This window comes from Clostridiales bacterium, assembly GCA_025757645.1.
Taxonomy (GTDB): domain Bacteria; phylum Bacillota; class Clostridia; order Oscillospirales; family Oscillospiraceae; genus CAG-103.
Genome location: CP107216.1, coordinates 770,285 through 795,917, shown reverse-complemented (window position 1 = coordinate 795,917; position 25,633 = coordinate 770,285). Strand labels below are relative to the sequence as shown.

The window sequence follows — 25,633 nt, the reverse complement described above, 5'->3', positions numbered from 1 at the left end:
TGAAAACCATGAATCTCTATCTGATCGGACATGATTACCGCTACGCGGCGGAGCAGATGCTGCTGACGCTGTTTCCGGATGAGCGCCCGGTGTATCCGGACGGCCGGCCGACCGGCGACCGCGCGGAGCTGCGGCTCATGTCCGGCGCAAAGGTGACGACCGCGACGTGCGTGCTCGTCTATCAGGGCCGGACGGCCAACGGCCGCACGAGCGTGCCCAACGAGGAACTGACCGACCCCAACGAGACCGACCGGCGGCTGCAGGGTGCGGTCAAGCGCGCGTTTTACCGCGCGGCCATGGGCATCGGCCTGCCGCACCGGCCGTGGGGCATGCTCACGGGCGTGCGCCCCGGCAAGCTCATGACCCCCCTGCTCGCGCAGGGCATGGGCGATGTGCAGGCCGCGCGCTATTTCGAGCGGCACTACGACGTCGCGCCCGCGCGCGCCGCGCTCGTCGTGCGCACCGCCCACGCTACGCTGCGCGCCATGGACTCGCTCGGCGAAAAGGACGTGTGCCTGTACGTGGGCATCCCGTTTTGCCCGACGCGCTGCGCCTACTGCAGCTTTGTGAGCCAGTCGGTGGAAAAGAGCATGGCGCTCGTGCCGGAATTTCTGCAGGCGCTCGCGCGCGAGATTGCGGCGACCGCCGAGGCCGTGCACCGCGCCGGTCTGCGCGTCGTGTCGCTCTACATCGGCGGCGGCACGCCGACCACGCTCTCGGCGCGCCAGCTCGACGCACTGTGCACGCAGCTCGACGCAGCATTCGACCTCAGCGCCCTGCGCGAGTTCACCGTCGAGGCCGGCCGGCCCGACACCATCACGGCCGACAAGCTGCACGTGCTGCGCGCGCACCGGGTCGACCGCATCAGCGTCAACCCGCAGACGCTCGACGACCGCGTGCTCGAAACGATCGGCCGCCGCCACACGGCGCAGGACATCTATGACGCGCTGCAGCTCGTGCGCGCGACCGGCGGCTTTGCCGTGAACATGGACCTGATCGCCGGCCTGCCCGGCGACACGCCGGACGGCTTTCGCACCACGCTCGAACAGGTGCTCGCGCTCGCGCCCGAAAATATCACCGTGCACACGCTCTCGCGCAAGCGCGGGGCAGACCTCTCGCAGCAGACGGCGCCCGTCCCCGACGGGGCGCAGGTCGGTGAGATGCTCGACTTTGCCAATACCGCGCTCGACACGGCGGGCTACGCGCCGTATTACCTCTACCGGCAGAAGTTCATGTCCGGCGGATTTGAAAACGTCGGCTGGACGCGGCCTGGACAGGAGAATCTCTACAACATCTGCATCATGGAGGAGCTGTGCAGCATCCTCGCCATGGGCGGCGGCGCCTCGACGAAGCTCGTGTGCTCCGGCGGCCGGCTCGAGCGGCACATCGACCCCAAATATCCCACGGAATACATCGCCAATATCGACCGCATCTGCGCGGCCAAGGCAAAACTGGAGGCATTTTTCCTATGAGCTATCAGATCCAGGAGATCAACCGCCGCATCCAGGCTAACCCCAAGGAATTCGTGGATGCGTGCGACGCGGCCTATGCCGAAAAGATCGAGCGCGCGGCCCGCGCCATCGCCGAGAATGTGCGCACGTGCCCGATCGTGCTGCTGTCCGGCCCGTCCGGCAGCGGCAAGACCACCACGGCCATGAAGATTGCCGAGGCTCTGCGCGGGATGGGCATCGGCAGCCAGAGTCTCGCCATGGACGACTATTTCCGCACCGTGAACCCGCGCACCGCGCCGCGCACGCCGGAGGGCGACATCGACTTCGAGTCCCCCGCGTGCCTGGACATGGACCTGCTCGGCAAGCACCTCAACGCGCTCGCCCGCGGCGAGGAGATCCATCTGCCGCGCTACAATTTCGTCACGCGCGTGCAGTCCGGCCCGATCGGCCGGCCCATGCGTCTCGGCAAGGACGAGGTCGTCGTGTGCGAGGGCATCCACGCACTCAATGACGACATCGCCGCCTACTGCCCGGATGCGTTCCGGCTGTATATCAGCGCGCGCTCCGTCGTCGTCGACGGTGACGGGCAGGAGATATTCAAGGGCACGTGGATGCGCCTGCTGCGCCGCCTCGTGCGCGACAGCAACTTCCGCGGCACGCCCGCCGCCGCGACGCTGGATATGTGGGCCAACGTCCGCCGCGGCGAGAAGCGCTTCATCTCCCCGTTCAAGGAGCGCGCGAATCTGATGTTCGACTCGTCGTTCCCGTGCGAGGTGTCCATTATGAAAAACTTTGCCGCGCCCCTGCTCGCGGCCGTGCCCGAGGGCGCAGAGCGCTATGCGGAGATCCGCAGCATCCTGCCGGCGCTCGAGCGCTTCGAGACGATTGACCCCGCCCTGCTCGCGCCCGAGAGCATGCTGCGCGAGTTCATCGGCGGCGGCGTGTACAGCTACTGAGCGGACGATAAAAAACAGCACCCGATCCCATAGGATCGGGTGCTGTTTTGTCTGTCCCATCTGCGCGCCGCGCCGTCAGCTCAGCCGCTGCACGAGCGCGTCCCACAGCTCCAGCAGCCGGAAGCGCACGACATAGCCGCCGTCGGACTCCGTGACGAGGCGCACATCGTCGTCCGAGAGCGCCTGCACCGCCTGCTCCGACAATCCCGCCGCCTGCGCGCACAGCGGTGGGAAGATGACGCACCACCAGTTGTGCCCCGCGCCCGCGCCGAGCGTTACACGCAAGGAGGTGTACACCCCTGCCGGGAGGGCGAACGTGCCGTAGTCGCGCGTCGGGTAGTGCTCGGGGCCCAGCGCCACGCGCACCGGCCGCTCCCCCGCCGCCGCCTGCGCCGCGCGGGCGATGCCGTCGAGGTCGCCCGCGATGAGCTGCTGCGCCGCATCGACGTCCGTCACGCCCTGCAGCTGCGGCTCGAGATAGGCCAGCACCGCGTCGCGCACCTGCAGCTTCACGGCCTGCTCGGCGTCGTCGTCCGAGACGGCGATCACGTGCAGCCGCACGAGCCGGGCCGCGAGCAGCTGGCTGCGCGCCTGCGCCCACGTGCCGGTCAGCAGCGTCACGCACACGGTCAGCAGCAGCGCCAGCTCCCACGGACGCAGCGCGCGGCCGGGATCGGAATTTATGGAGAGAGAATGGGTATGCATCGTATGTCCGCCTTTCTGTGATGAAAAAACTGCCGGTACCGGGCATCTGTGCTCAGTATCGGCAGTTTTGTTCGGTTTTAATCCGGGGACGCTCAGATCTCCAGGCGGCCGATGGTCTCGGTCAGGAAGCACTCGGCATAATCGCGCGCGAGCCGGCGCTTGGCATACGCCGCGCTGTCGGCATCGGCAAAGATGCCGAACACGGCCGAGCCCGTGCCGCTCATGACCGCGCCGAGCGCGCCGCCGTCGAGCAGGCGGCTCTTGATGGCCGCGATCTCGCCCTCGCGGTGGGTGAGCACGTCCTCAAAGACGTTGTACATCCGGCGGGCGAGCCGGGGCATATCCCCGTCGGCGAGCGCGGCGCAGATGCCCTCCGTGTCCGGGTGGCAGCGCGAGGTGCGCGCGTCCACGCGGTGGAACAGCTCCGGCGTCGAGATCGGAAAATCCGGCTTGCAGATCACGACCGGCATGCGCGGCATGGGCGTGACGGGCGTGAGCCGCTCGCCGCGGCCCTCGGCCAGCATCGTGCCGCCCGCGACACAGTACGGCACGTCCGAGCCGACCTGCGCACCCATCTCCTCGAGCTCCGCGCGGGTGAATCCTGCGCCGGTCAGCCGCTCGAGCGCGCGCAGCACGGCCGCCGCGTCCGACGAACCGCCGCCCAGCCCCGCGCACACGGGGATGCGCTTGTGCAGCCGGATGTGCACGCCGCACTTCAGCCCCGCGCGCGCGAGAAACACCTGCGCCGCGCGCACGGCCACATTGTCCGCCCCGCAGGGCAGATAGCTGCGGTTGGTCTCGGCACGGCAGACGCCCGTGTCGTCGAGCGTGACGGTCACGTCGTCGTGCAGATCCACGCTCTGCATGACCATGCGTAGGTCGTGAAACCCGTCGGAGCGCGCACCGAGCACGTCCAGCGACAGGTTCAGCTTCGCCCACGCGGCCTCCGTCGTCGTGCCGGTCACAGTTTTTTCAGCTCGAAGAGCAGGTCCATCAGCTCCGCGCCGTCGTCCACGTACGGGCCCTTGCGGCCGTTGGCCTCGGAATACGGCAGGCCGGAGCCCTCGCTCACGCGGCTGTCATAGAGCACGAACGGCACGGGATCGGCGCCGTGCGCGCCGTTGGCCATATACGTCATGTGGTCCGAGAGCAGCAGCAGGCGGAAGTCCTCGCCCGCGGCGCGCAGCGCCTCGGTCACGGGGGCGACGACGTCGGCGCTCAGGCGCTCGATGGAGTAGATCTTGTGCTCGAGGTCGTGGTTGTGCGTGGCCTCGTCCGGGCCCTCGAGATGCAGGGCCACGAAGTCGTGCTTTTTGAGCACGCCCAGCGCGGCGGCGACCTTCGCGGCGTAGTCGGTGTCCCACTCGCCGGTCGCGGTCGGGACGGTGACGGCCTCAAGCCCCGTCAGGATGCCGATGCCGTGGCACAGCGGCACGGCCGAGACGACGCCGCCGTCCGAGCCGTAGTGCTCGGGGAAGTTCGGCAGCGCGGCCGCCGTGCCCTCGGCCCAGAACCAGACGCCGTTGGCCGGGAGCTTGCCGGCGGCGCGGCGCGCGACGTTGATCGGGTGCTGGTCGAGAATGTCGAACGCGCGGCGCATGAGCTCGCGCAGCACGTCGGCGTTCGGGCAGCCGGTGGGCAGGATGGGGCCGATCTCCTCGCCGAGGTGGTCGTGCGGCGGAGCGAGCTGAATGCCCTTGATGTCCACGTGGCTCTGCACCGCGAGGTGGCGGAACGACGAGCCCTTGTGGATGACCATGCCGGCCTGCTCGGCCAGCGGGCGGAAGTCGGGGTGGTCAAAGAGCATCGTCACGAGCTCGTCCGACTCGCGGCCCTCGATGCTGCCCGCGCTGTGGGAGATGATGTGTTTGTGCTCGAACGGCACGTCCTCATCGGCATACGTGACCATGTTGCAGCGGTAGCACGCATCGCCGGGGGCGAGCCGGATGCCGGACGCCGCCGCCTCGAGCGGGGCGCGGCCGAAAAAGTACTTGCGCGGCGAGCAGCCGAAGATGGACATGATGGCCGTGTCGCTGCCGGGGGCGAAGCCCTCGGGCACGTTGCGCACGCTGCCGAGGATGCCGTGACGCGCGAGGGCATCGATCGCGTCTTTTTTCGATGCTTCGAGCGGCGTGCGGCCGCCGAGCGTGTCGAGCGGATGGTCGGCCATGCCGTCGCCGATGACGAGAATGTATTTCATACTGTATCCCTCTTTTCGGAAGATTTTTCGCCGCGGGGTGCCCTGTGGGATGCCGGGACCCGCGGTTTTTTCTGCCCCACAGTATATACTATTTCCCCCGGTTTGTGAAGCGGCATGGCGCGTTCCGGGGCATTTTGCTGCTATTTGTAGAATTCAACAAAATTATTCAAATCATTAAATTAGGTATTGGCAATTTTTCGTCATCATGATATAGTAGAATACTGTTAAGTATCCGCTAAGTTTTCGCTAAGAAATTGCCCCGGCATTGCCGGGGTTTTCCGCAGATCGGGAGGGACAGCAAATGTCGATCGGACAATATCTGCTCGGCGGCGTGGCCGGACTGGTGTTCGGCCTGCTCGTGGCCGCCGGCAACACGCTGCTGACGCGCCGCAGCCTGCAGCGCGCCAAGCAGAGCCAGGCCACCGTCATGGGCACCAGCGGCCTGCGGCAGGTCATCAACCTCGCCGCGCTCGTGCTCGTGTACCTGCTGCGCAAGGTCGTGCCGCTGCCCCTGGCCGGCACGCTCATCGGCACGGCCGTCGGCCTGTCGGGCGGCAGCATCGCCGGCGTGTGGATCCTCGCGCGGAAAATGGACGACACCATCCCCGCCGAGGGCGTGGAAGTGCCGGACGCGGAGACGGCCGAGCTGCCCGAAGACGCTGCGCAGGAATCCACGCCGGACACTGACCCGGCGGACGAACGGAGGGACGACACCAATGGGTGAGACGAATGTACTGTTTTCCATCGGCCCGCTGGAAGTGACCGGCGCGGTCGTGACCATGTGGGTCATCATCGCCGTGCTGGCGCTGCTGTCGTGGCTGGCCACGCGCAGGCTGCGCGACGTGCCCGGCCCGCTGCAAAACGCCGCCGAAATGGCCGTCGAAAAGCTGCAGGGCTTCTACGGCGGCATCCTCGGCCCGGCCAATGCCCGGCGCTACTTCCCGATGATGGCGACGTTTTTCATCTTCATCGTCGTGTCCAACTACATCGGGCTGCTGCCCGGCGCGGGGCAGGTGTTCACCGTGCCGACGGCCACGCTGTCCGTCACGGCGGGCCTGGCCATCATCGCCTTCTGCATGACGCACACCGTCGGCATCCAGCGCCGCGGGCTCAAGGGCTATCTCAAGAGCTTCATCAAGCCCTTCCTGCTCATGCTGCCGCTCAACCTCATCGAGCAGATCGTGCGGCCGTTTTCCCTCGCGCTGCGACTGTACGGCAACCTCTACGGCGAGGAAATGGTCACGCACGAGCTCGGCAACCTCTTCCCACTCGTGCTGCCGCTGCTCATGCAGGTGCTGAGCCTGCTGTTCTGCCTGATCCAGGCCGTCGTGTTCACGATGCTGCTGTCGATCTATATCGAGGAAGCCATCGAGGAGTGACGCCCTGCATCCCATAACCACGCAAGGAAAGAAGATTCGATCGTTAAGAAACATTAGGAGGAAAAGAGTTATGTCAACCGGAATCATTGCGATCGCCGCCGCGCTCGCCATCGCCATCAGCACCATCGGCCCCGGCATCGGCCAGGGTCTGGCCGCCGCCCACGCCATGGACGCCATCGCGCGCCAGCCCGAGGCCGCCGGCACCATCCGCTCGAACATGATCATCGCCATGGGCCTGCTCGAATCGCTGACGATCTACGGCCTGCTGATCGCGTTTCTGCTGATCGGCAAGCTCGGCTGAGAAGCCCGGAACAAGGGAGGCACACGCTTTGAGCATCAACATCTCCGAACTGATCTGGACGGTGATCTGCTTTTTCGTGCTGCTGGTGGTTTTGAAAAAGCTGCTGTTTGACCCGCTGGTGTCGTTCATGGCCGCGCGCGACGCGCGCATTCAGGACGGGCTCAACGCCGGGCGCACCGCCCAGCAGCAGCTCGACGCGGCCGCGCGCGTACGCAGCGAGGCGCAGCGCAAACAGGCCGCCGCGGCGGACGCGCTGCTGGCCGAGGCCAAGAGCGCGGCCGAGCGCGCGCGCGCCCAGGCGCTGCAGAGCGCGCACCAGGAGGCCGCGCAGGCCACGCGCGCCATGCGGGCGCGTGTGCGCGACGAAGAGACCGCCGCGGCCGCCGCCGTGGACGCGAAACTGCCCGAGCTCGTCACGGCACTGACCGGCGGGCTGCTCGGCAGCGACGCAGCCGAGCGCAATGCCGCGCAGATCCGCCAATGGGTCGCCCCCGCGCATGAGGGCTGAACCATGAATGAAATGAATCGAAAGGGGGCGCCGACGCCATGGAATTTCTGAGAGCCATCGGCCCCGTCTTCAACTTCCTGCTGCTGGCAGGCGCGCTGTTTTTCCTGACGCGCAAGCGCATCCGCAAGCTCTTCCGCGACCGGAAAGAGCGCATTGCCGAGGCGCTCGGCCGCGCGGCCGACGCGCAGGATCAGGCCCGCCACACCGCCGAGGACATTGCCGAGGCGCAGCAGGCGGCCGACGCGCAGGCGCAGTGCCAGCTTGCGGACGCGCAGCGTCAGGCCGCGGCCAACACCGCGGCCGCCGACGCCGAGACCGCCCGTCAGGCCGAGGCCGTGCGCCGCAGCGCGCAGCAGACCGAGGCGCAGCTGCGCAGCGACATGGAAGACCGCGTGAGCGACGCGGCCATCGGCCGCATCACGGCGGCCGCCGCCGGCGTGCTGGCGCAGGATGCGTTCGCACCCGCGCGCGCGAGTCTCGTTGACGACTTTCTCGCCCACATCGGCGAGCACCTGACCACCCAGCCGAGCGACGCGCTCGCCCTCGCCGAGACCGGCACGCTGACCGTGACGGTCGAATCGGCAGAGCCCCTGAGCGCCGCCGCGCTCGACGCGCTCACCGACGCGCTCACGCGCGCCTACGGCCACGTCACCGTCATGACGACCGTGCGCCCGGAGCTGATCGGCGGCGTGTGCCTGCGCATCGGCGACACGCACTATGACGGCACGCTGCGCCACGCGCTCGACCTGCTCGAGCAGGACGCGGCCAACAGCGTCCTGCACACCACGCAGGAAACGCCCGACCTCGCTGACTGCATCCGCGCCAAGCTCGCGGACACGCACGTCGGCATCGACGTGTTCCAGTCCGGCGTCGTCACGAGCCTGTCGGACGGCATCTGCCGCATCCGCGGTCTGGCCGACGCCATGGCCGGCGAGCTGCTGGCCTTTGACGGCACGCTGCGCGGCATGGTCATGGACCTCGGCCGCGAGGACATCGGCGTCGTCCTGCTCGGGCCCTACGGCCACCTGCAGGAGGGCGACCGCGTGCGCCGCACGGGGCAGATCATGTCCGTGCCCGTGGGCGAAGAAATGACCGGCCGCGTCGTCGACGCGCTCGGCCGGCCGATCGACGGTCTCGGCCCGATCCGCACGACGGAGCGCCGCGCCATCGAGAGCCCCGCGCCCGGCGTCATCGCGCGCAAGGGCGTGAGCGTCCCGCTGCAGACCGGCATCAAGGCCATCGACGCGCTCGTGCCCATCGGCCGCGGCCAGCGCGAGCTCATCATCGGCGACCGCCAGACCGGCAAGACCGCCATCGCCATCGACGCCATCCTCAACCAGAAGGACACCGGCGTGCTGTGCATCTACGTCGCCATCGGCCAGAAGGAATCGACCGTCGCGGGCGTCGTGCAGAAACTGCGCGACCGCGGCGCCATGGCCTACACCACCGTCGTGTGCGCGCACGCATCCGAGACCGCGCCCATGCTCTACATCGCGCCCTACGCGGGCGCCGCCATCGGCGAGTACTTCATGTACCGCGGGCGCGACGTGCTCATCGTCTACGACGACCTGTCGAAGCAGGCCGTGGCCTACCGTGAAATTTCCCTGCTGCTGCAGCGTCCGCCCGGACGCGAGGCCTACCCCGGCGACGTGTTTTACCTGCACTCCCGCCTGCTCGAGCGCGCCGCGCGCCTGAGCGAAGAAGCCGGCGGCGGCAGCATGACCGCCCTGCCCATCATCGAGACGCAGGCGGGCGATATCTCGGCCTATATCCCGACGAATGTCATCTCCATCACCGACGGGCAGATCTTCCTCGAAACGGATCTGTTCCATGCCGGTGTGCGCCCGGCCATCAACGTGGGCCTGTCCGTGTCGCGTGTCGGCGGCGCGGCGCAGCTCGGCGCGATGAAGCAGGTCGCCGGCCGGCTGCGCATGGATCTGGCGCAGTACCGGGAGCTGGCGTCGTTCGCGCAGTTCGGCTCCGATCTCGACAAGGCCACGCGCGACACGCTCGCGCGCGGCAGCCGCATGACCGAGCTGCTGAAACAGCCGCAGTACGCGCCCATGGACGCGGCCGATCAGGTCGCTGTGCTCTTCGCCGCCGGCGAGGGGTACACGGACACGATCGCCGTCGAGGACGTGCCGCGCTACGCCGACGCCCTGCTCGCGCGCATCCACCGGACGTATCCGGAGCTGCACGCGCTTGTGCACAGCGGCAAAAAGCTCCCGCCCGAGGCGCTCGAGCGCCTGCGCGAGCTTGCCGCCGAGACCCTGAAGAATCTATGAACCATCATCCCCGCCGCCGGCAGAAAGGAGTTGACGCCCCTTGACGAACCTGCATAAGATCCGCGCGCGCATCCGCAGCGTGAACAGCACGCAGCAGATCACCCGCACGATGAAGATGATCGCGGTGTCGAAGCTGCGCAAGACGCAGACGAGCCTTGCGGGCGTGCGCCTGTTCGCGGACAAGAGTCAGGCCGTGCTCAACGCCCTGCTCGCCGGCGACGCGAACTTTGAGCACCCGTATCTCACGCCCCGGCGGCACGTCGGCCGCGTGTGCTACGTGGTCTTCTGGGGCAACCGCGGGCTGTGCGGAGCGTATAACCAGCTGCTGCTGCGCCACCTCGAGGGGCTCGTGCGCGCCGAGGCGCGCCCCTGCTCCGTGATCGTGTGCGGCCGCTGGGGGCGCGACGTGCTCGCGGGCACCGACCTGCCCGTGCGGCAGATCTTCTCCGACCTGAGCGACACGCCCACCATGGCCGAGGCGCTCGAGATCGCCGAGGAACTCAAAAACCTCTACCGCACCGGCGAGGCGGACGAGATCCACCTCGTCTACCAGCACTTTGACTCCGTGCTGCACCAGACGCCGACGCACCGGCAGCTGCTGCCCGCCGCGCCGGAGGCCGACGCGCCCGCCGCGAACAACAACTATCTGTTCGTGCCGGACGCGCAGACCGTGCTCGACAACGTGCTCGAGCTGTACCTGAACAACACGGTCTACGCCGTGATGCTCGAGGCCCGCGTGGGCGAGCACGCCGCGCGCATGACCGCGATGACCGCCGCCACGGACTCGACGGCGGAGCTCATCGAGGACCTGAATCTGGAGTTCAACCGCGCGCGTCAGGCCGCGATCACGACGGAGATCTCCGAGATCGTCGGCGGCAGCGCCGCGCTGAAAAAATCGGACAAATCGGACTAACACCGCGGCGGCAGCGCCGCGTCCCACGAAGGGAGAACGTATGGAAAACGGTATCGTCAAAAGGGTCATCGGCCCGGTGGTGGACGTGCAGTTCCCGGCCGGAAAGCTGCCGGAGATCAACAACGCCATCGAGGTGCACGCCGGCCAGCGCCGCATCGTCATGGAGGCGGTGCAGCAGCTCGGCGACAATGCGGTGCGCTGCATCTCGCTCTTTTCCACCGACGGGCTGCAGCGCGGCTGCGTCGCCGTGGACACCGGCACGAGCGTGAAAATGCCCGTCGGCGAGGCGACGCTCGGCCGCATGTTCAACGTCATCGGCGAGCCGATCGACGGCAAAGGCCCCGTCAACGCCACGGAATATCTGCCCATCCACCGCGAGGCCCCGGCCTTCACGGACATCGCCCCCGCGACCGAACTGCTCGAGACCGGCATCAAGGTCGTCGACCTGCTCGCGCCCTATGCCAAGGGCGGCAAGATCGGTCTGTTCGGCGGCGCAGGCGTCGGCAAGACCGTGCTCATCATGGAGCTGATCCGCAACATCGCCTACGAGCACGGCGGCTACTCCGTCTTTGCCGGCGTGGGCGAGCGCTCGCGCGAGGGCAACGACCTCTGGAACGAGATGAACGAATCCGGCGTCATCAGCAAGACGGCGCTCGTCTTCGGCCAGATGAACGAGCCGCCCGGCGCGCGTCTGCGTGTGCCGCTCTCGGGCCTGACGATCGCGGAAAACTTCCGCGACGAGTCCGGGCAGGATGTGCTGCTGTTCATCGACAACATCTTCCGCTTCACGCAGGCGGGCAGCGAGGTGTCGGCCCTGCTCGGGCGCATGCCCTCCGCCGTCGGCTATCAGCCCACGCTCGCCACCGAGATGGGCAAGCTGCAGGAGCGCATCACCTCCACGCGCAACGGCTCGGTCACGAGCGTGCAGGCGATCTACGTCCCCGCCGACGACCTGACCGACCCTGCCCCGGCCACGACCTTTGCCCACCTCGACGCCACGACCGTGCTCGACCGCAGCATCTCGGAGCTGGGCATCTACCCGGCCGTCGATCCGCTCGGCTCGACCTCGCGCATCCTCGAGCCGGACATTCTCGGCCGCCGGCACTATGACACCGCGCGCGCCGTGCAGCGCGTGCTGCAAAAGTATAAGGACCTGCAGGACATCATCGCCGTGCTCGGCATGGACGAGCTGAGCGTGGAGGACAAGGCCGCCGTCAACCGCGCGCGGCGCATCCAGCGCTTTTTGTCGCAGCCGTTCCACGTGGCGGAAAACTTCACGGGCATGGCCGGCAAGTACGTCCCGCTCGACGAGACCATCCGCGGCTTCGAGGCCATCCTCGGCGGCGAGTGCGACGACATTCCCGAGCAGGCGTTTTTGTTCTGCGGCTCGATCGACGACGTGCTGCGCAAGCGCGACGCGCTGCAGTGAGGTGCGCCATGGCGGACACACTGCATCTGGAGATCGTCACGGCCGGCGGCGCGGCCGTGGACACGCAGGCCCAACAGGTCACGCTCCCCCTCGCCGACGGGGAGGCCGGCATCCTGCCGGGCCACGCGCCGCTGCTCGGCGCGCTCGTGAGCGGCGTCGTGCGCTATACTTCCGGCGGCGCGGAGCACTACTGCGCCGTGAGCCCCGGCACGGTGAACGTCGCCACCAACACCGTGACCGTGCTCGCCCGCACGGCCGAGCCCGCGCCGGACATTGACCTGCCCCGCGCCGAGGCGGCGCTGCGCCGGGCCGAGTCGGATCTGGAGGTGCGCGGCATGGAGATGAACGTCTCCACGGCCGAGGCGGCCCGCGCGCGTGCCCACGCGCGCATCCGCGCGGTAAAACTCTGGCGCGAAAACGGATAAAAACCCGGCCGGAAGCCCCCGCACTGTCCCATGCAGCGGACAGCCGCGGGGTTGCAATTTCACCTGGGATATGAGAAAATGTCTGCGTATTCGCTTACGCAGACATTTTTGCGTTCCCCGCCCGACGCGGGCATTCCCAGCGCAGGAAACGGGGGGCACGCCGGTTCGGAGCGGAGGTGGCGGTATGCAGTCAGAGCACAACGCACGCCGCCGCAGGTGCGCGCAGTCCTGGCCTCCCCTGTGCAAGGGGAGGTGGCGCGGCGCTTTGCGCCGTGACGGAGGGGTTGCCGACACCCCCACGCTTTTATCATCAAACAGGAGATGTGACCCATGGCCCAACCCACTCGCGGCCGCAATTCGCAGGCCAAAAATCATCTGATCACCATCGTGCTCGCGCTCATCATCGCGGTCCTCGCCACGTGGTTCGGCTACGGCCGCGACCACGCAGCCGCCGACCCGAGCGCCACGGCTGCGCCCGGCGTCACCGCGACGGCCATGCCCGGCGACGGGCTGACCGTGACGTATCTCGACGTCGGCCAGGGCGACTGTACGCTGCTGCAGTGCGACGGGCAGGTCATGCTCATCGACGCGGCCGAGGGCAACCAGGCCAACAAGATCACGGCCTACCTCAAGCAGCACGGCGTGACGGCCATCGACTACCTCGTCTGCACGCACGCGCACGCCGACCACTGCGGCGGCATGAAGGCCGTCATCGCGGCCTTCCCGGTGCGCACGCTCTACAGCTCCGTCACCTCGAGCAGCAACGGCGCGTTCCAGCGCGTCATGCGCGCGGCCGAAACGGCAAACCTCGCCATCACCGTGCCGAACGTGGGCGACACGTTCTCCCTCGGCAGCGCGACCGTGACCGTCCTCGGCCCGCAAAAGCACTACAGCGACATCAATAACCAGAGCCTCATCCTGCGCGTGGACTACGGCAGCAACGCCTTCCTCTTCACCGGCGACGCCGAGTACGAGAGCGAGACGGACGTGCTTGACGCGGGCGAGGACGTCCGCTGCGACGTCATCAAGGCCGGCCACCACGGCAGCCGCACCTCCACGGGCTACCGCCTGCTGTACGAGGCGCAGCCGAAGTACGCCGTCATCAGCTGCGGCGCGGACAATGAGTACGGCCACCCGCACGACGACACGCTCAGCCGCCTGCGCGACGCGGACGTGACCGTCTACCGCACGGACCTTAACGGCACGATCGTCTGCCGCTCCGATGGGGTCGACCTCACCTTCACCACCGAGAAAGAAGGCTGATCCCCTTGCACCGCACCCTCTCGGCGGCGGGCGCGTTCTGGCTCGCCGCGTTCACGTATTTCATCTGGGGCTTCACGTTCCTCGCCTCGCGCATCGCGCAGGACTACGGCACGCCGTTCGTGCTGCTGTTCTGGCGCTTCGCGCTGGCATTCCTGGTGCTGAACCTGCTGCGCCTGACGGGACGCTTCCCCGTGCGCTTTCGCTCTCGGAAGCTCTGGCCCGTGCTGCTGGCGGGCCTGTTCGAGCCCGTGCTCTACTTCCCCTGCGAGCAGTATGGCCTCAAGCTCACGAGCACGTCGTTTTCCGGCGTCATGGTCGCGCTCATTCCGCTGTGCTCGCTCGTCTACGGGGCGATCTTCCTGCACGAAAAGGCCACGTGGCGGCAGGTCGTGTTCTCGGTCCTCTCCGTCGCGGGGGTGATCGTGCTGGCCGTCTACGCCACCGGCATCGACGCGGGCAGCTTTCTCGGCTTTCTCATCCTGCTCGGCACGGTCTTTGCCGGCGCGGGCTACATGGTGGCCTGCCGCGCCTGTTCCGGCAGCTTCACCGCCTTTGAGTGCACGTACATCACCTGCGGCATGGACGCCGCCGCGTTCGGGGTGCTGTCCGTGCTCGAGCACCGGCACGACCTGAGCGCCGTCGTGCTGCCGATGACGCACGCGCCGTTTGCGCTCGCCATCGTGTTTTTGAGCGTCGTGGCCTCGGTGCTGTCCTACCTCGCGCTCAACCGGGCGCTGGAGGTGCTGCCCGTCGCGCGCACCGCAGCGCTCATCAACTTCTCGACCGTCGTATCCGTGCTCGCCGGAGTGCTCCTCCTGCACGAGCCGTTCGGCTGGGTCAGCGCCGCGGCCTCGGCCGCCATCCTCGTCGGCATCTGGGGCGTGCAGCGCTTCGCCGCGCCGGCACTGCCGGACGCTTCCGAAACGGCCGAGCCGCTGCCCTCGTCGTGAGCAGGCCGGTCGTTTGCCCCACTTCCAGTCTAGTATGCTTTTGCATTACTTGTCAAGCGAGAATTGCTGATTTTGCATAATTCTAGTTTTCCACAATCTTTCCACATAGTTTTCCACATTTTCGCTGGTTTCCCACAGCGGCTTTCTTTCCCCCTGGCTTTCTTTGAGAGAGACAGGGTAAGATATGCTTTGCCGTGTGTTCCTGCTGCAGGGTAAGACACGGTGTGGTACGGTACGGTACTGTACGGTATGGTACGGTGCCACGTGACGTACACACACCGTACCCGTGACACAAGCGCCCCGCCGCGCCGGGCATTTCCGGCCGCAAACCCGATAAATATTCATTTCAAAGGATGACCCCTATGCAATCTACCAAACAGAAGATCGAACGCGCCGCGCTGGCTGGTCTCGCCGCGGCGAGCATGGACGAACGCGAGCGCTCAACGGACATTTCCCTTGCCGAGCTGGCCGCGCTCGTGGAGACAGCCGGCGGCCAGCCCGTCGTGACGCTGCTGCAGAATAAGCCCACGCCCGACCCGCGCACCTTCCTCGGCGAGGGCAAGGTGGCGGAGCTGCACGAACGCATCGTCGCCAACGACTGCGACCTCGCGGTGTTTGACAATGAGCTCTCCCCGTCGCAGATGCGCGTGCTGGAGGAGGAACTCGGCGTGCGCGTGCTCGACCGCTCGGGCCTGATCCTCGACATCTTCGCCCAGCGCGCCCAGACGCGCGAGGGCCAGCTGCAGGTGGAGCTGGCGCAGTACCAGTACCTTCTGCCGCGCCTGACCGGTATGTGGACGCACCTCGTACGGCAGACGGCCTCCGGCGGCTCGTCGCCGATCGGCACGCGCGGCCCGGGCGAAACGCAGCTTGAGACCGACCGCCGCCACATCCGCCGCAAGATCCAGAAGCTGCAGGCCGAACTCGAGGACGTGCGCAAGATCCGCCGCACGCAGCGCCGCCGCCGCGAGAAAAACGCCCTGCCGGTCGTGGCCCTCGTCGGCTACACGAACGCCGGAAAATCCACACTGCTCAACTGCCTGACGGGGTCGGACATCCCGGCCAACGACCGCCTGTTCGACACGCTCGACACCACGACCCGCCGCTGGCGCATCGACGCCGCGCAGGAGGTGCTGCTCTCGGACACGGTCGGCTTCATCCGCAAGCTGCCGACGCACCTGGTCGAGGCGTTCAAGGCCACGCTCGAGGAGCTGACGTATGCCGACGTGCTCCTGCACGTGATCGACCTCTCGAACCCCGAGTGGGAGGCGCAGGCGGAGGTCGTCGACCGGCTCATCGACCAGCTTGGCGCGGCGCAGACGCCGTGCATCCGCGTGTTCAATAAGTGCGATGCCTATCTCGGCATCCTGCCGCACGGGGAAAACATCGTGTGCATCTCGGCCCGCAGCGGTGAGGGTGCGGCAGAGCTGACCGAGTGCGTGCGCGCCATCCTCGGCCGGGCCGACCACCATGTGACGCTGCTGCTGCCGTATGCGCAGGGCGCGCTGCTCGAAACGCTGCACCGCGACTGTGCCGTGCTGCACACCGACTACCGCGACGACGGCATCGCGCTCGAGGTCATCATCCACCCGGAGCAGTGGACGCGGTTCGAGCCGTTCGTCATCGCGGGCGAGGAGGGGTAATATGGACAGCTACCGCATTCCCACGAAATCCGGCGCGTCGGAGTACGTGGACAAACGCTCGCGCTTTCTGGGCCTCGTGCGGCCGGTCGGCTCCGAGGACGAGGCGCGTACAATCATCGCCGCGTGCAAAAAGCAGTATCACGACGCGCGGCACAACTGCTGGTGCTACCTGCTGCGCGACGGCACCGAACGCTACTCCGACGACGGCGAGCCGCAGGGCACGGCCGGCATCCCAATGCTGGAGGTGTTCCGCCGCGCGGGTGTGACGAACGTTGTCTGCGTCGTCACGCGCTACTTCGGCGGCGTGCTGCTCGGCACGGGCGGCCTGCTGCGGGCATATACCGCCGCCGCGGCCGATGCCCTCGCCGACGCCGGCATCTCGGAGGTGCGCCGCTGGCTCGCCTGCGAGGTCAGCACGCCCTACGCGCTCTATGAGCCGGTGCGCGCGGCCGTCGCCGCGCTCGGCGGCGTCGTGCAGGAGACGCAGTATGCCGCCGCCGTGACGGTCTGCGCCCTGCTGCCGGAGGAAGCCGGCGAGGCCTTTGCCGCGCAGGTGCGCGACCTGACCGCCGGCCGCTGCGCCGTGCGCCCCGTCGGCGAGACGGAGCGCGCCGTCCCCCTCGCCGGCGCGGGCTTGTGAGCGCGTGTGCACAATACCTGTGCGCGCCGCACGCCGGAGTATAGGCGTATATAAGTATCGCAAAGCCCTCCCAAATCGGGAGGGCTTTCGTGCCGCTGCGCACCTTTTGCCTTCCCCCTTGCGGCGCGAATGATCGACGGTTTTGAAATATTTGAGCCGCGGGGAAGCCCGAGGGGACAAGGCCCGCCTCGGATGAAATCCTGCATCGCCCTCTGGCGATGCCTCCCCCTTGAGGGGAAGGCATCGCGGCAGCCACGCCGCGACGGATGAGGTGCGCGTCGAACGCACACGGAATCCCAGCCAAAATATTGCATAAACATTCTGCTTGACGAATATCTATCCGCATCCATTTTCTGCGGATCTTTACCGCGCTTGCAGGCCAAAAACGATCGTGAAAAAATTGGCACTCGATTTGGAAACTTTTTTTCTGCATTTTTTCAAAAAAAAGAGGGAAATGCACGGCAATGTCGTATCAGAGTATTGCAGCCGGAAATGGCGCAAGGCGCTCCGGCCGCAACCATGGATTTTATGTGGAAATGGAGGGATCCCTGTGCCCTGCCCAAGAGAAAAACGCGAGGCCGCCGAGGCGCTGCTCATCGGCCCGCACGGCCTGCTGAGCACGCAGTCCACCGGCCGCCCGACGCCCGAGCCGCCGTGTGAGATGCGCACGTGCTTCCAGCGCGACGTCGACCGCATCACGCACTCGAAATCGTTCCGCCGCCTGAAACACAAGACGCAGGTGTTCCTGCGCCCGGAGGGCGACCATTACCGCACGCGCCTGACGCACACGCTCGAGGTCGCGCGGCTCGCGCGCACGATCGCCCGCGCGCTCGAACTCAACGAAGATCTCACCGAGGCCATCAGTCTCGGGCACGACCTCGGCCACACGCCGTTCGGCCACGCGGGAGAGCGCGCGCTCAACGCGATCTATACCGGCGTCGGCTTCCGGCACTATGAGCAGAGCATGCGCGTCGTCGACCGCATCGAGCGCGACGGCCGCGGCCTGAACCTCTGCAACGAGACGCGCATCGGCATCCTCAACCACACGACCGGGCAGCCGCGCGGCACGCTCGAGGCCGACGTCGTGCGCCTGGCCGACCGCGTGGCCTACATCAATCACGACCTCGACGACGCCATGCGCGGCGGCATCGTGCAGCCGGAGGACGTGCCCGCCATCGTGCGCGAGCGCGTGGGCGAGCGCAACAGCGTGCGCATCAACTCCATCCTCACGGACATCATCGCCCACAGCGGCGACGGCGAGCTGCGCATGTCGCCCGATATGCGCGAGGCCGTGGACGTGTTCACGACCTTCATGTACGAGGGCGTGTACTACAACCCCATCGCCAAGGGCGAGGAGCGCAAGGTGCAGAATATCCTCGGGAGCATCTGGGAATATTATGTCAACCACATTGACGAGCTCCCGGTGGTCTATCAGTCCATCGCGGACGACGAAGGGCCGCAGCGCGCGGTGTGCGACTATGTGTCCGGCATGACCGACAGCTATGCGCTGGAGGTGTATTCGGAACTGTTCATCCCCGCCGCCTGGACCATTAAATAAGGAAGTACATACAACGGAAACCACAGAAAGAAGGTGACGCACGTGGCCTTTCCGGAATCCTTTCTGCAGGAGCTCGCCGAGCGCAACGACATTGTCGATGTTGTGAGCGGCTACGTGCGCCTGACGAAAAAGAGCGGGTCGAACCTCTTCGGGCTCTGCCCGTTTCACAGCGAAAAAACGCCGTCGTTTTCCGTCTCGCCGGATAAGCAGATCTACCACTGCTTCGGCTGCGGAAAGGGCGGCAGCGTCATCAGCTTCATCATGGAGATCGAGAACCTCTCGTTCCCGGAGGCGGTAGCGTTTCTGGCCAACCGCGCGGGCATGCAGCTGCCCGAGCAGTCGGACGACCCCGGCGCGAAAAAGCGCCAGCGCCTGCTCGCGCTCAACCGGGACGCGGCGCGCTTTTTCCACGCGCAGCTCAAGACCCCGGCCGGCCAGCCGGCGCGGGACTATCTCGCCCGCCGGCAGCTCACGGCGCAGACCGTGACGCGCTTCGGCCTGGGCTTCGCGCCCGACACGTGGGACAGCCTCGTGCGCGCGATGAAGGCGCTCGGCTACTCCGAGCAGGAGCTGTTTGACGGCGGGCTCGTGCGCCACGGCCGCTCCGGCGGCGTGTACGACACGTTCCGCAACCGGCTCATGTTCCCGGTCATCGACGTGCGCGGCAACGTCATCGGCTTCTCCGGGCGCATCCTCGGCGACGGAGAACCCAAGTACATGAACAGCCCGGAAACCATCGTTTTCAGCAAGAGCCACAATTTGTTTGCGCTCAATTTGGCTAAAAAGTCGAAATGCGGGTATATCATACTGGCAGAGGGCAACATCGACGTGGCGAGCCTGCATCAGGCGGGGTTTGACAGCGCGGTCGCCTCGCTCGGCACGTCGCTCACGCCGGAGCAGGCGCGGCTTCTCTCGCGCTACACGAGCGAGATCGTCATCGCCTACGACAACGACGGCGCGGGGCAAAAGGCGTCGCAGCGCGCGATCGGCATCCTCGAAAAGCTCGAGGTGCGCGTGCGCGTCCTGCAGATGCAGGGGGCGAAAGACCCCGACGAATATATCAAGACCTTCGGCGCGGACGCATTCCGAAACCTGCTCGAACAGTCGGAAAACCACATCGACTACCGGCTCGGCGCGGTGCAGCGAAAATACGACCTCCAGGTCGACGAGCAGCGCGTGGCCTTCGTCAAGGAGGCGGCGGGCGTGGTGGCCGAGCTGCTCGGCAGCGTCGAGCGCGAGGTGTACGCCATGCGCGTCGCGGAGACGGCGGGCATGCCCGCCGCAGTCGTGACCGACGAGGTGCAGCGCCAGCGCAAGCGGCGGCTCAGCCGCGCGCGCAAGGAGCGCGAGCGCGACCTGCTGCGCCCCGCGACGGCGATGCAGCCGCCCGGGCGGAGCATCCGCTTCGACAATCCCCGCTCGGCGGCCGCCGAACAGGGCATCATTAAATTATTGTATCTCGACCCCGGCCTGTTCCGGGGCCGGGCGAACGTGCCGGACGCGGCGCAGTTTTCCTCGCCGGAGCTGCGGCACATTTACACCGTCCTGCTCGCCCACGGCGGCACGGGCACGGTGCAGATCGCGGCGCTCTCGGGCGAGCTGAGCCCGGACGAGCTGGCCCTGCTGACCGGCATCATCCAGCAGCCGGCGGAACTGGCAAACGGTGCGCGCGCGCTCGACGACTACATAAGCATCCTACAGACCCAGGCCACCGCCGGCGCAGCGTCGTCGGAGGCAGACCTGCTGGCCTTTGCAAAGCAACTCAAAGAACATAAAGGGTATGGTGGTAAAGATGGAACAGAAAGAACTTAACAACCTCTCGGCTGAAGAACTCGACGCCATGGCCGACGCGCTGCTCGCAGCCGACGACGCCAAGCAGGCGGAAACCAAAGCCGCTCCCGCCGCGGACGAGCCCGCGGAGGACAAGCCCGTAGCCGAAAAGCCGGAATCGGAAAAGACCACGGAAGAAAAGCTCAACGAGCTCGTGGAAAAGGGCAAAAAGGCGGGCAAACTCTCGAGCAAGGATCTCATGGTGCTCGAGGACATGAACCTCTCGAGCGAGGAGACGGAAAAGTTCTATGACCGGCTCGAGAGCCTGAACATCGACGTGCTCAGCGACGACGCGCTGCCCCCGGTGGACGAGGACGCGCTGCCTGAGCTCGAGGAGCTCCAGGAGATCGAGGAAGTCACCGAGGAAGAGATGAACGAGACCGAGGCCATGGCCGACACGTTCTCGACCGACGACCCGGTGCGCATGTACCTCAAGGAGATCGGCAAAGTGCCGCTGCTCACCCCGGAGGAGGAGCAGGAACTGGCCAAGCGCATGGCCGAGGGCGACGCGGAGGCCAAGCACCGCATGGAGGAGGCAAACCTGCGTCTGGTCGTGTCGATCGCCAAGCGCTATGTCGGCCGCGGCATGCTGTTTCTCGACCTCATCCAGGAAGGCAACCTCGGCCTGATCAAGGCCGTCGAAAAGTTCGACTACACAAAGGGCTACAAGTTCTCCACCTACGCCACGTGGTGGATCCGGCAGGCCATCACCCGCGCCATCGCCGACCAGGCGCGCACCATCCGCATCCCCGTGCACATGGTCGAGACGATCAACAAGGTCATCCGCGTCTCCCGTCAGCTCCTGCAGGAGCTCGGCCACGACCCGAGCGCCGAGGAGATCGCGGCGGAGATGAACATGCCGGTCGACAAGGTGCGCGACATTCTCAAGATCGCGCAGGAGCCGGTCTCGCTCGAGACGCCGATCGGCGAGGAGGAGGACTCCCACCTCGGCGACTTTATCCCCGACGAGGACGCCTCCGAGCCGAGCGAGGCGGCGAGCTTCTCGCTGCTCAAGGAGCAGCTCATGGAGGTGCTCGACACGCTCACCCCGCGCGAGAAGAAGGTGCTCGAGCTGCGCTTCGGCATCGTCGACGGCCGCACCCGCACGCTCGAGGAGGTCGGCAAGGAGTTCAACGTCACGCGCGAGCGCATCCGCCAGATCGAGGCGAAGGCCCTGCGCAAGCTCCGCCACCCCAGCCGCAGCAAGAAGCTGCGCGATTTCCTGAACTGAGTCCGGATAGAACAGCGCCCTCCGGGCGCGGCGGGTCAGCCCGCCGCGCCCGGATTTTTTCTGTGCGTCCAGACCTTCCTGCAGAGAAAGCGATCCAGCCTGCCCAAAAATCTCAGCGCCGCCGGCGGTGCGTTGATGCCGTCCCGCGCCCGGTTTTGCCGCCGCAAAACCGCCCATTTCCCCACCCCGAAACAGTCGGAAAAATAATTATGAACAATCTATCAATAATATAGGAAAAGGCCTTGACTTTCCGACCGGCCGGGTGTAAATTAGCACTCGAAGGTCAGGAGTGCCAACAGTCGGCAGCTCCGAGTGCCAGCGGAGGAGATCATGGACATCAGCAGCCGCAAAAAGAAAATACTTGCCGCGGTCATCGAGGAATACATCCGCACGGCGGAGCCGGTCGGCTCAAAGGCCATCGCCGCGAGCGCGGACCTCGGCTGTTCCTCGGCCACGATCCGCAACGAGCTTGCGGAGCTGGTCGCCATGGGCTATCTCGAGCAGCCGCACACGTCGGCGGGCCGCGTGCCCACCCCGCTCGGCTACCGGATGTACGTCAACGAGCTCATGGAGCACAAGGACCTCACCGCCGAAGAGACGCAGGCCATCACGCAGAGCCTGACGGGCCGCCACCAGCGCGGCGAGCTCATGACGGACGCGAGCCGTCTCGCCTCGCAGCTGACGAACTACCCCGCCGTGACGCTCACGACGAGCGCCGGCGTGACGATCCGCCGCTTCGACCTCATTTATCTCGACGCGAACAGCTTCATCATCGTGCTGCTCCTGAGCGACGACACGGTGAAAAATAAGCTCGTGCACCTGCCGGTCTCGGCCGAGCAGAGCATGATCCAGAAGCTGGCCACCGTCTTCAACGCCCACTTCACGGGCATCCACGAGAGCGACATCACCCCGGTGCTGATCCGCTCGGCGGAGCGCGCCGCGCAGGACAACCTCGGCATCACGGCCGTGATCGCGGCCTTCGCCATCGAGGTACTCACGGGCGCGGGCGCCGCGCAGACGTACCTCGTCGGCGAGTCGCAGCTGCTGCACCAGCCGGAGTTCCGCGACCCTGACAAGGCGCACCGCCTCATGAGCTACCTGTCCGACGGCAGCAACCTGCTCGACATCCCGATGGAACAGCTCGGCGGCGACAATGAGGTGCGCGTGCTCATCGGCCCGGAAAATGTGGCCGAGGAGCTGCGCGACAGCAGCGTCGTGCTCGCAACGTATGACGCGGGCGAAAATATGCGCGGTCTGATCGGTGTGGTCGGCCCGACGCGCATGGACTATTCCAAGGTCGCCGCGAAGCTCAGCTTCATTGCGGCCGGCCTTTCCAAGCTGCTCGGCGGCGGCACGCTTCCGCCCCCCGGGCTGGACAACAAGCTGATCATTAAGGGAGACGATACAGATGAGCACGAAAACGAACGACCCGAAGCAGACGGCGCCGGAAACGGCTCCGGCTGCTGAAGACGTAAAGGCCGACACGGCCGCCAAGACCGAAGAGACCGAAGAGGCCCCGGTCAAGAAGGCCGAAAAAAAGGCCGACAAGAAGGAAGCCAAAAAAGAAAAAGAATCCAAAGAAAAGAAAGAGACGAAAAAAGAGATCGAAGCCGATCTCGCGGCGGAGAAAGACAAGTACCTCCGCCTGCTCGCCGAATATGACAACTACCGCCGCCGCAGCACCCGCGAGCGCGAAGCGATCTACGCGGACGTCCGCTGCGACACGCTCAAAAAGTTCCTGCCGGTGTACGACAGTCTGTCCCGCGCTCTGGCGCAGACCCCGGCAGACGATCCCGCCCGCAAGGGCCTTGAGGGGATCATGAACCAGTACAACACCGCGCTCAATCAGCTCGGTGTGACGGCGATCGAAGCCGTCGGCCAACCATTTGACGCCAACCGCCACAACGCCGTCATGCACATCGAGGATGATGCTTACGGCGAGGGCGTTGTCGTGGAGGAGTTTGAAAAGGGCTTTTGCATCGGCGACCGCGTGCTGCGGTATTCCGTCGTGAAAGTCGCAAACTGATCCCATATAAATTCGTATACACAATCTGCTTTCAATACAGGAGGAAATCATTATGAGTAAAATTATCGGTATCGACCTTGGCACTACCAATAGCTGCGTCTCCGTCATGGAGGGCGGCGAAGCGACCGTTATCCCCAACGCGGAAGGTCATCGCACCACCCCGTCCGTCGTCGCGTTCTCCAAGACCGGCGAGCGTATGGTCGGCCAGGTGGCAAAGCGTCAGGCCGTCACGAACCCGGACCGCACGATCAGCTCGATCAAGCGCGAGATGGGCTCGGATTATAAAGTAGAGATCGACGGCAAGAAGTACACCCCGCAGGAAATCAGCGCCATGATCCTGCAGAAGCTGAAGGCTGATGCAGAAGCTTACCTTGGCGAGCCCGTGACCGAAGCCGTCATCACCGTGCCGGCCTACTTCACCGACGCGCAGCGCCAGGCGACGAAGGACGCCGGCAAGATCGCCGGCCTCGACGTCAAGCGTATCATCAACGAGCCGACGGCGGCCGCGCTGGCCTACGGCCTCGATAAGGAGACCGACCAGAAGATCATGGTCTACGACCTCGGCGGCGGCACGTTCGACGTCTCCGTGCTGGAGATCGGCGACGGCGTCATCGAAGTGCTGGCCACGGCCGGCAACAACCGCCTCGGCGGCGATGACTTTGACCAGTGCATCACCAACTACCTCGTGCAGGAGTTCAAGAAGAGCGAAGGCATCGACCTCTCGGGCGACCGCGTGGCCATGCAGCGCCTGAAGGAAGCTGCCGAGAAGGCGAAGATCGAGCTGTCCGGCGTGACGAGCACGAACATCAACCTGCCGTACATCACGGCGGACGCGACCGGCCCGAAGCACCTGGACGTGACGCTCACGCGCGCCAAGTTCAATGAGCTGACCGCCCACCTCGTCGAAAAGACCGCAGGCCCGGTGCGCCAGGCCATGAGCGACGCCGGCATCAGCGCGTCCGACCTGACGAAGGTCCTGCTCGTCGGCGGCTCCAGCCGTGTCCCGGCCGTGCAGGAAATGGTCAAGAAGCTCACCGGCAAGGAAGGCTTCAAGGGCATCAACCCCGATGAGTGCGTGGCTGACGGCGCTGCCATCCAGGGCGGCGTGCTCGGCGGCGACGTCGCGGGCGTGGTCCTGCTCGACGTGACCCCGCTGTCCCTCGGCATCGAGACCCTCGGCGGCGTGTTCACGAAGCTCATCGAGCGCAACACCACCATCCCAACCAAGAAGAGCCAGGTGTTCTCCACCGCGGCCGACAACCAGACCTCCGTTGAGGTCAACGTCCTGCAGGGCGAGCGTGAGATGGCCGCTTACAACAAGAGCCTCGGCCGCTTCCAGCTCGACGGCATCGCCCCGGCCCGCCGCGGCGTGCCGCAGATCGAGGTCACGTTCGACATCGACGCCAACGGCATCGTGAACGTCTCCGCCAAGGACCTCGGCACCGGCAAGGAGCAGCACATCACCATCACCTCCTCGACCAACATGTCCAAGGAGGACGTGGAGAAGGCCGTCCGTGAGGCGGAGCAGTACGCCGCCGAGGACGCCAAGCGCAAGGAAGAGATCGACACCCGCAACCAGGGCGACCAGATGGTCTACCAGACCGAGCGCACGCTCGAGGAGCTGGGCGACAAGGTCGACGCGGCCGAGAAGGCCGAGGTTGAGAGCAAGCTCAACGAGCTCAAGGAGACCCTCAAGGGCAGCGACACCGCAGCCATCAAGGCCGCGACCGAGGCGCTGACGCAGGTGTTCTACAAGCTCAGCGAGAAGATGTACCAGCAGGCCAACCCGCAGGGCGGCCAGCCGGGCGCAAACCCGGGCTGTGACCCGAACTGCCAGAGCGGCGACTGCTCCAAGGGCAGCGACGGCCAGCAGTACTACGACGCGGACTACACCGTCGTTGACGACGACAAGAAGTAAACACCCCGCCCCCGTCACGGGC

At 66.3% G+C, this 25,633-nt stretch carries 22 protein-coding genes and 2 pseudogenes; 21 read left to right on the top strand and 3 right to left on the bottom strand.

Translation table 11 applies throughout. The features are described from left to right. Window positions 1-8: 8 nt before the first annotated feature. Together hemZ and OGM61_03705 are read left to right on the top strand one after the other, a co-directional pair. Window positions 9-1,472, top strand: a complete 1,464-nt coding sequence (hemZ, locus tag OGM61_03710; GenBank protein ID UYI85187.1) for a coproporphyrinogen dehydrogenase HemZ — start codon at window positions 9-11, stop codon at window positions 1,470-1,472. Next, a complete protein-coding gene (locus OGM61_03705; GenBank protein ID UYI85186.1) occupies window positions 1,469-2,407 on the top strand; it encodes a nucleoside kinase in 939 nt (312 codons plus the stop codon). Before hemZ ends, OGM61_03705 begins: the two co-directional genes overlap by 4 nt. Before the next feature lie 75 nt (window positions 2,408-2,482). Here OGM61_03705 and OGM61_03700 read toward each other — a convergent pair whose 3' ends face one another. From OGM61_03700 to OGM61_03690, 3 genes are all read right to left on the bottom strand, one after another. Next, window positions 2,483-3,112, bottom strand: coding sequence for a stage II sporulation protein R (locus OGM61_03700; GenBank protein UYI85185.1), 630 nt, complete (start codon window positions 3,110-3,112; stop codon window positions 2,483-2,485). Between the two features lie 92 nt (window positions 3,113-3,204). Continuing rightward, window positions 3,205-4,077, bottom strand: coding sequence for a 4-(cytidine 5'-diphospho)-2-C-methyl-D-erythritol kinase (gene ispE, locus OGM61_03695; protein ID UYI85184.1), 873 nt, complete (start codon window positions 4,075-4,077; stop codon window positions 3,205-3,207). Next, the gene (locus tag OGM61_03690) at window positions 4,074-5,312 is read right to left on the bottom strand and encodes an alkaline phosphatase family protein (GenBank protein UYI85183.1); all 1,239 of its coding nucleotides are present in this window, start codon (window positions 5,310-5,312) and stop codon (window positions 4,074-4,076) included. The genes ispE and OGM61_03690 overlap by 4 nt, the downstream gene beginning before the upstream one ends. A 301-nt stretch (window positions 5,313-5,613) precedes the next feature. Here OGM61_03690 and OGM61_03685 point away from each other — a divergent pair, with 301 nt between their 5' ends. From OGM61_03685 to dnaK, 19 genes and pseudogenes are all read left to right on the top strand, one after another. Then, window positions 5,614-6,036: a hypothetical protein gene (locus tag OGM61_03685; protein ID UYI85182.1), complete on the top strand. Its 423-nt coding sequence runs from the start codon at window positions 5,614-5,616 to the stop codon at window positions 6,034-6,036. Further along, window positions 6,029-6,691, top strand: a complete 663-nt coding sequence (atpB, locus tag OGM61_03680) for a F0F1 ATP synthase subunit A (protein ID UYI85181.1) — start codon at window positions 6,029-6,031, stop codon at window positions 6,689-6,691. Before OGM61_03685 ends, atpB begins: the two co-directional genes overlap by 8 nt. A 70-nt stretch (window positions 6,692-6,761) precedes the next feature. Further along, window positions 6,762-6,992: an ATP synthase F0 subunit C gene (gene atpE / locus OGM61_03675; GenBank protein ID UYI85180.1), complete on the top strand. Its 231-nt coding sequence runs from the start codon at window positions 6,762-6,764 to the stop codon at window positions 6,990-6,992. A gap of 28 nt (window positions 6,993-7,020) precedes the next feature. Then, window positions 7,021-7,500, top strand: a complete 480-nt coding sequence (locus OGM61_03670) for a hypothetical protein (GenBank protein UYI85179.1) — start codon at window positions 7,021-7,023, stop codon at window positions 7,498-7,500. Between the two features lie 38 nt (window positions 7,501-7,538). Continuing rightward, window positions 7,539-8,195, top strand: a pseudogene (locus tag OGM61_03665) (F0F1 ATP synthase subunit delta). A gap of 156 nt (window positions 8,196-8,351) precedes the next feature. Beyond that, window positions 8,352-9,785: pseudogene (gene atpA / locus OGM61_03660) on the top strand (F0F1 ATP synthase subunit alpha). 40 nt (window positions 9,786-9,825) lie between these two features. Continuing rightward, window positions 9,826-10,698 (top strand): ATP synthase F1 subunit gamma, encoded by an 873-nt coding sequence (gene atpG / locus OGM61_03655; GenBank protein UYI85178.1) that lies wholly within the window; start codon window positions 9,826-9,828, stop codon window positions 10,696-10,698. Between the two features lie 40 nt (window positions 10,699-10,738). Next, entirely contained in the window at window positions 10,739-12,127 is a 1,389-nt protein-coding gene (gene atpD, locus OGM61_03650; protein UYI85177.1) for a F0F1 ATP synthase subunit beta, read from the top strand. An 8-nt stretch (window positions 12,128-12,135) separates the two neighbouring features. Then, window positions 12,136-12,552: an ATP synthase F1 subunit epsilon gene (atpC, locus tag OGM61_03645; GenBank protein UYI85176.1), complete on the top strand. Its 417-nt coding sequence runs from the start codon at window positions 12,136-12,138 to the stop codon at window positions 12,550-12,552. Between the two features lie 330 nt (window positions 12,553-12,882). After that, window positions 12,883-13,815 carry an MBL fold metallo-hydrolase gene (locus OGM61_03640; protein ID UYI85175.1) on the top strand — a complete coding sequence of 311 codons (933 nt, stop codon included), beginning with the start codon at window positions 12,883-12,885 and terminating at the stop codon, window positions 13,813-13,815. 5 nt (window positions 13,816-13,820) lie between these two features. Continuing rightward, the gene (locus OGM61_03635) at window positions 13,821-14,765 is read left to right on the top strand and encodes a DMT family transporter (GenBank protein UYI85174.1); all 945 of its coding nucleotides are present in this window, start codon (window positions 13,821-13,823) and stop codon (window positions 14,763-14,765) included. A 362-nt stretch (window positions 14,766-15,127) separates the two neighbouring features. After that, on the top strand, window positions 15,128-16,408 hold the full coding sequence (gene hflX, locus OGM61_03630; protein ID UYI85173.1) for a GTPase HflX: 1,281 nt from the start codon (window positions 15,128-15,130) through the stop codon (window positions 16,406-16,408). Window position 16,409: 1 nt separating this feature from the next. Further along, window positions 16,410-17,048 (top strand): IMPACT family protein, encoded by a 639-nt coding sequence (locus OGM61_03625; GenBank protein UYI85172.1) that lies wholly within the window; start codon window positions 16,410-16,412, stop codon window positions 17,046-17,048. A 544-nt stretch (window positions 17,049-17,592) separates the two neighbouring features. Then, a complete protein-coding gene (locus tag OGM61_03620; protein ID UYI85560.1) occupies window positions 17,593-18,606 on the top strand; it encodes a deoxyguanosinetriphosphate triphosphohydrolase in 1,014 nt (337 codons plus the stop codon). 42 nt (window positions 18,607-18,648) lie between these two features. Next, the gene (gene dnaG, locus OGM61_03615; GenBank protein ID UYI85171.1) at window positions 18,649-20,418 is read left to right on the top strand and encodes a DNA primase; all 1,770 of its coding nucleotides are present in this window, start codon (window positions 18,649-18,651) and stop codon (window positions 20,416-20,418) included. Next, window positions 20,399-21,667 carry an RNA polymerase sigma factor RpoD gene (rpoD, locus tag OGM61_03610; GenBank protein UYI85170.1) on the top strand — a complete coding sequence of 423 codons (1,269 nt, stop codon included), beginning with the start codon at window positions 20,399-20,401 and terminating at the stop codon, window positions 21,665-21,667. The genes dnaG and rpoD overlap by 20 nt, the downstream gene beginning before the upstream one ends. Window positions 21,668-21,997: 330 nt before the next feature. After that, a complete protein-coding gene (gene hrcA, locus OGM61_03605) occupies window positions 21,998-23,134 on the top strand; it encodes a heat-inducible transcriptional repressor HrcA (GenBank protein UYI85169.1) in 1,137 nt (378 codons plus the stop codon). After that, window positions 23,076-23,693, top strand: a complete 618-nt coding sequence (gene grpE, locus OGM61_03600; protein ID UYI85168.1) for a nucleotide exchange factor GrpE — start codon at window positions 23,076-23,078, stop codon at window positions 23,691-23,693. Before hrcA ends, grpE begins: the two co-directional genes overlap by 59 nt. 52 nt (window positions 23,694-23,745) lie before the next feature. Next, window positions 23,746-25,611: a molecular chaperone DnaK gene (dnaK, locus tag OGM61_03595; GenBank protein UYI85167.1), complete on the top strand. Its 1,866-nt coding sequence runs from the start codon at window positions 23,746-23,748 to the stop codon at window positions 25,609-25,611. Window positions 25,612-25,633 lie beyond the last annotated feature (22 nt).

Coding starts and splice junctions, on each gene's coding strand:
- atpD (UYI85177.1), top strand. CDS start 10,739: ATGGAAAACGGTATCGTCAAAAGGGTCATCGGCCCGGTGGTGGACGTG.
- atpC (UYI85176.1), top strand. CDS start 12,136: ATGGCGGACACACTGCATCTGGAGATCGTCACGGCCGGCGGCGCGGCC.
- atpB (UYI85181.1), top strand. CDS start 6,029: ATGGGTGAGACGAATGTACTGTTTTCCATCGGCCCGCTGGAAGTGACC.
- OGM61_03690 (UYI85183.1), bottom strand. CDS start 5,312: ATGAAATACATTCTCGTCATCGGCGACGGCATGGCCGACCATCCGCTC.
- grpE (UYI85168.1), top strand. CDS start 23,076: ATGAGCACGAAAACGAACGACCCGAAGCAGACGGCGCCGGAAACGGCT.
- hflX (UYI85173.1), top strand. CDS start 15,128: ATGCAATCTACCAAACAGAAGATCGAACGCGCCGCGCTGGCTGGTCTC.
- OGM61_03700 (UYI85185.1), bottom strand. CDS start 3,112: ATGCATACCCATTCTCTCTCCATAAATTCCGATCCCGGCCGCGCGCTG.
- rpoD (UYI85170.1), top strand. CDS start 20,399: ATGGAACAGAAAGAACTTAACAACCTCTCGGCTGAAGAACTCGACGCC.
- atpE (UYI85180.1), top strand. CDS start 6,762: ATGTCAACCGGAATCATTGCGATCGCCGCCGCGCTCGCCATCGCCATC.
- OGM61_03685 (UYI85182.1), top strand. CDS start 5,614: ATGTCGATCGGACAATATCTGCTCGGCGGCGTGGCCGGACTGGTGTTC.
- OGM61_03625 (UYI85172.1), top strand. CDS start 16,410: ATGGACAGCTACCGCATTCCCACGAAATCCGGCGCGTCGGAGTACGTG.
- dnaK (UYI85167.1), top strand. CDS start 23,746: ATGAGTAAAATTATCGGTATCGACCTTGGCACTACCAATAGCTGCGTC.
- hemZ (UYI85187.1), top strand. CDS start 9: ATGAATCTCTATCTGATCGGACATGATTACCGCTACGCGGCGGAGCAG.
- OGM61_03640 (UYI85175.1), top strand. CDS start 12,883: ATGGCCCAACCCACTCGCGGCCGCAATTCGCAGGCCAAAAATCATCTG.
- OGM61_03705 (UYI85186.1), top strand. CDS start 1,469: ATGAGCTATCAGATCCAGGAGATCAACCGCCGCATCCAGGCTAACCCC.
- hrcA (UYI85169.1), top strand. CDS start 21,998: ATGGACATCAGCAGCCGCAAAAAGAAAATACTTGCCGCGGTCATCGAG.